This is a genomic window from Azospirillum sp. UFLA03-27, assembly GCF_059803775.1.
Genome location: NZ_JAUQTX010000356.1, coordinates 1 through 5,029, shown reverse-complemented (window position 1 = coordinate 5,029; position 5,029 = coordinate 1). Strand labels below are relative to the sequence as shown.

Here is a 5,029-nt window from a genome sequence, read left to right as displayed (position 1 = left end):
ACCGAGATCTACACTCGCGTATAATCGTCGGCAGCGTCAGATGTGTATAAGAGACAGTCCCCGAAGCGTCCCCCAAATCCCCTGGGGCTGAAACCCAGAAAGCCGAAGCCGCCCGTCCGCGCCCCAACGGCGGCGGGGCGGAGCATGCCGGGCTGACCAGCCACACCATCCGGGTCGATCTCGACAAGATCGACCGGCTGGTCAACATGGTCGGCGAGATGGTCATCACCCAGGCGATGATCGCCGAGCATGTGCGCGAGCTGCCCCCCGGCGAGTTCCAGGAGCTTCTGGAAGGGCTGGAGCAGCTGGCCCAGCACACCCGCGAGCTGCGCGAGAGCGTGATGTCGATCCGCGCCCAGCCGGTGTCGAGCGTCTTCTCCCGCATGCCGCGGCTGGTCCGCGAATGCGCCGCCACGACCGGCAAGGAGGTCCAGCTCGTCACCAGCGGCGAGACGACCGAGGTGGACAAGACGGTGGTGGAGAACCTCGTCGATCCGCTGACCCACATGATCCGCAACTCCATCGACCACGGGCTGGAAGGGCCGGAGGAGCGGGAGCGCGTCGGCAAGCCGCGCGCCGGCACCGTGCACCTGTCGGCGCAGCACCGCTCGGGCCGCATCGTCATCGAGATCACCGACGACGGGCGCGGCATCAACCGGCCCAAGGTGCTGTCCAAGGCCATCGAGAAGGGCCTCGTCCAGCCGGGCGCCACCCTGTCGGACGAGGAGATCGACAACCTGATCTTCCTGCCCGGCTTCTCCACCGCCGATCAGGTGTCCAACCTGTCGGGCCGCGGCGTCGGCATGGACGTGGTGCGGCGGAACATCACCTCGCTCGGCGGGCGCATCGGCGTCTACTCGACACCGGGTGAGGGCTCGCGCTTCGTGCTGTCGCTGCCGCTGACCCTGGCGGTGCTCGACGGCATGGTGATCTCGGTCGGCGAGGAGCGCTTCGTCCTGCCGCTGACCAACATCGTGGAGAGCCTGCGCCCCAAGGCGGCGGACCTGCACGGGCTGGTCGGCAAGTGCGACGTGATGATGGCCCGCGGCGAGTATGTGCGGCTGGTCTACCTGCACCAGCTGTTCGGCATCCCCGACGCCGTCGCCGACCCCACCCGCGCCTTGGTGGTTCTGGTGGAGACGGAGGACGGCTCCCGCCTCGGCCTCGTCGTGGACGAGGTGCTGGGCCAGCAGCAGGTCGTCATCAAGAGCCTGGAAGCGAACTTCCGCCGCCTCGATGGCGTGGCCGCCGCGACCATCCTGGGCGACGGGCGCGTCGCCCTGATCCTGGACGTCGCCGGCCTGCGCGAGATGAGCCGGCACATGGACTCCAGGGCGCCGCGTCCGCCGGTGGCCGCGCTGCCCGCATCCGCACTCGAACCGGTCTGAGGCCACAGCGATGAGCAGTTCCACCGCGCTCGCCACCGTCGGCGGTACCCGCACCGACGCCCGCAACGACGTCATGGCGGTCAACGCCGCCGAGGAGCAGTACGTCACCTTCACCGTCGGCAGCGAGGAATACGGCGTCAACATCCTGTCGGTCCGCGAGATCCGCGGCTGGACGCCGGAAAGCCGCCTGCCGAACCTGCCGGACTATGTGCGCGGCGTCATCAACCTGCGCGGCATCATCATCCCCATCTTCGACCTGCGCGCCCGCTTCGGCGGCGGTGCCACGTCGGTCACCAAGCGCCACGTCGTGGTGGTGATCCAGGTGGGAGAACGCACCCGCGGCATCCTGGTCGACGCCATCTCCGACATCCTGGCGATCGGCCACGACGCCATCAAGCCGCCGCCCGACGTGGACGGCGGCATGGTCGACGCCGAGTATCTCAGCGGCCTCTACACCGCCGACGACCGCATGGTCACGCTGCTGAGCGTCGAGAAGCTGTTCTCCGTCGAGAACAGCGAGCTGGACTCGGCGACCAGGGCCCTGCCGGCGCTGGAGCGGGCGTCCTGAACAGCGCCCCACGGAGGTGCCCAGACAGGCGCCGACGGGGGTGCGTCATGTCGCGGCTTTTCACACGGGTTTGTTTCAAATAAGGGCTAACGCCGGTACGACACGGCGGGCAAGGGGGATGGCATGGCGAAAGGGATCGGTTCGTTCGTTGGGGCGATGGGCATCTCGAAGCGGCTGTGGCTGGCCTTCGCGCTCCTGCTCGCCCTGCTGGCCGCCCAGGTCGCCGCCAGCCTGCTGAGCATCCGCAGCCTGAACGGCAGCGTCGACGCGGTGCTCACCGGCGGCGAACTCGCCACCTTCGCCAAAGACCTCTCGGCCCGGCTCGCCAACCAGCGCATCCACGGGCGCGACTATCTGGTGTCCGGCGACCCCGCCGCGCTCAACCGCCAGCGGGCGCTGCGCACCGAGTTCGATCAGGCGCTGACCGCTCACGGCGCGGCCATCCAGCGCTCCAGCCAGGCGGCGGCCTTCGCCGAGCTGGCGCGGCTGCACACCGAGTACCACACCCAGTTCGAGGCGATCCGCGTCGTCCGCGACCGCTACGACGCGGCCATCCGCCAGACCATGGACCCGCTGGGCACCCAGATCACCGGGACGCTGGAGCGCATCGTCGAGGGCGCCCAGGCCACCGGCGACAAGGACGCCGCCCTGGTCGGGGAGGAGATGGAGAAGCACTGGGTGCTGACCCGCCTCTTCGCCAACCGCGCGCTCGGCATGCGCGACGCCGCCGCCGCGGGGCCGATGGAAAAGAACCTGGACGAGATGCTGGAGCATGTGCGCGAGGCGCAGGCCCTGCTGACCGAACCCCGTGTGGCGGCGATGCTGCGCGAGGTGGCGGAACGGGCGCCGGACTACCGCACCGCCTTCCGCGACGCCGTCGCCGCCGACAGGGAGATCGACCGCCTGCGCGCCGAGGTCGTCGCCAAGGTCGTCACCGCCCTGAGCGCGACGCTGGACTCCATCGCCACCGCCATCCACGCCGAGCAGAAGGGGATCGAGTCCCGCGCCGAGGCCGAGGTGGAGAACAGCGTCCTGCTGGCCCTGGTGCTGGGCGGCCTGTCGCTGCTGCTGGGCATCGGCGCCGCCCAGGTCATCGCCCGCTCGATCACCGACCCGGTCCAGGGCATTCGCAAGGTGATGACCGATCTCAGCGACGGCCATCTGTCGGTCACCGTCCCCCACACCGACGGGCGCGACGAGCTGGGCGCGATGGCCCGCGCGGTCGCCGCCTTCAAGGAGGACGCGGTGACCGCCGTGCGGGCGGGAATCGCGCTCGACCGCGTGTCGTCCTGCATCATGACGGTGGGCGAGGACGGGACCGTCACCTATTGCAACGCCGCCGCCCTGGCGATGTTCAAGGCCGCCGAGAGCGACCTGCGCAAGGCCCTGCCCGCCTTCGACGCCGCCGGGCTGATCGGGACGACTCTCGACGCGCTCGACACCGAGGCTCCGCGCCTGCGCAGCAGCCTGACCGGCCTCGCCAGCCCCTACAAGGGCATGGTCAAGGCGGGCCGCCGCAGCTTTGAGATCACCGCCAGCCCGGTCGCCGGACGCCACGGCGAGAAGCTGGGCCTCGTCGTCGAATGGCGCGACCTGACCGCCGAGCTGTCCATCGAGGCGGAGATCGCCGCCATGGTGGACAGCGCCGTTCGCGGCGACTTCACCCAGCGGATCGCGCTGGACGGCAAGACCGGCTTCTTCCGGCTGGTCAGCGAGGGCATGAACCGGCTGGCCGCCAACGTCTCCGGCGTGACCGAGGATCTGGCCGCCATGCTGGAATCGCTGTCGCAGGGCGACCTGTCGCGGCGCATCGACAAGCCGTACGAGGGCGTGTTCCTGCGCCTGAAGGACGATTTCAACGGCACGGCGGAAAAGCTGTCGGAGATCGTCCGCCGCATCAACGGCGCCGCCGAATCCATCGCCGCGGCCAGCCGCGAGATCGCCGACGGCAGCCTCGACCTGTCCGAGCGCACCGAGCAGCAGGCCTCCTCGCTGGAGGAGACGGCGGCGAGCATGGAGGAGCTGGCGGCCACCGTCCGCTCCAACGCCGACAACGCCCAGCAGGTCAACGCCTTCGCCAACGACGCCCGGCGCGCCGCCGAGAAGGGCGGTCAGGTCGCCGCCAGCGCGGTGGAGGCGATGCGCGGGATCGAGCGCTCGTCGCAGAAGATTTCCGACATCATCGGGGTGATCGACGAGATCGCCTTCCAGACCAACCTGCTGGCGCTGAACGCGGCGGTGGAGGCGGCGCGGGCCGGCGACGCCGGGCGCGGCTTCGCCGTGGTGGCGCAGGAGGTGCGCAACCTCGCCCAGCGCTCCGCCCAGGCATCCAAGGAGATCAAGACGCTGATCCTCGACAGCGGGGCGCAGGTCAAGGACGGAGTGGAGCTGGTCCGCTCCGCAGGCTCCTCGCTGACCGACATCGTGGCGGGCATCGCGCGGGTCGCCGACCTCGTGTCGGAGATCGCCCGCGCCACCGCCGAGCAGGCGTCCGGCCTGGACGAGGTCAACACCGCCGTCGCCCAGATGGACGAGATGACCCAGAAGAACGCCGCGCTGGTCGAGGAAAGCACCGCCGCCGCCCGCTCGCTGGAGGAGCAGGCCGGGCAGCTGCGCCAGCAGATGGCCTTCTTCTCGCTGGACGCCGGCCACGCCCACAGTGCATCCGAGCTGGCCCGCCACATCCAGCTGATCGAGAACACCAAGATCGACCATGTGACCTTCCGTGACACCGTGCTGAAAACCGTCCAGGGCCACGGCGAGGCTACCGCGGACCGGCTGGCCGACCATCACGGCTGCCGTCTGGGAAAATGGTACGACACGGTGAGCGACGCCGCCGTGCGCTCCTGCCCGTCCTTCGAGCGGATCGCCGAACCGCACGCCCGCTTCCACGAGGCCGGCAAGCGCGCCCTGCGCGCCCATGAGCAGGGGGACGACGCCGCCGAGGCGCAGTCCCTGGCCGATCTCGACCGGCTGTCGGGCATCGTGCTGGGCCTGCTGGACAAACTCGCCGGCGAAGCGCGGGCCCAGGCCCTGTCTCTTATACACATCTCCGAGCCCACGAGACTATAAC

Annotated in this window: 3 protein-coding genes; all 3 read left to right on the top strand. The window is 70.0% G+C overall.

What is annotated here, in order from left to right; all coding sequences use genetic code 11:
- Positions 1–152 precede the first annotated feature (152 nt).
- Positions 153–1,388, top strand: coding sequence for a chemotaxis protein CheA (locus Q4I23_RS30390; protein ID WP_498528687.1), 1,236 nt, complete (start codon positions 153–155; stop codon positions 1,386–1,388).
- 10 nt (positions 1,389–1,398) lie between these two features.
- Entirely contained in the window at positions 1,399–1,956 is a 558-nt protein-coding gene (locus Q4I23_RS30385) for a chemotaxis protein CheW (RefSeq protein WP_454019077.1), read from the top strand.
- Between the two features lie 123 nt (positions 1,957–2,079).
- The gene (locus tag Q4I23_RS30380) at positions 2,080–5,028 is read left to right on the top strand and encodes a methyl-accepting chemotaxis protein (RefSeq protein WP_498528686.1); all 2,949 of its coding nucleotides are present in this window, start codon (positions 2,080–2,082) and stop codon (positions 5,026–5,028) included.
- Position 5,029: the final 1 nt, after the last annotated feature.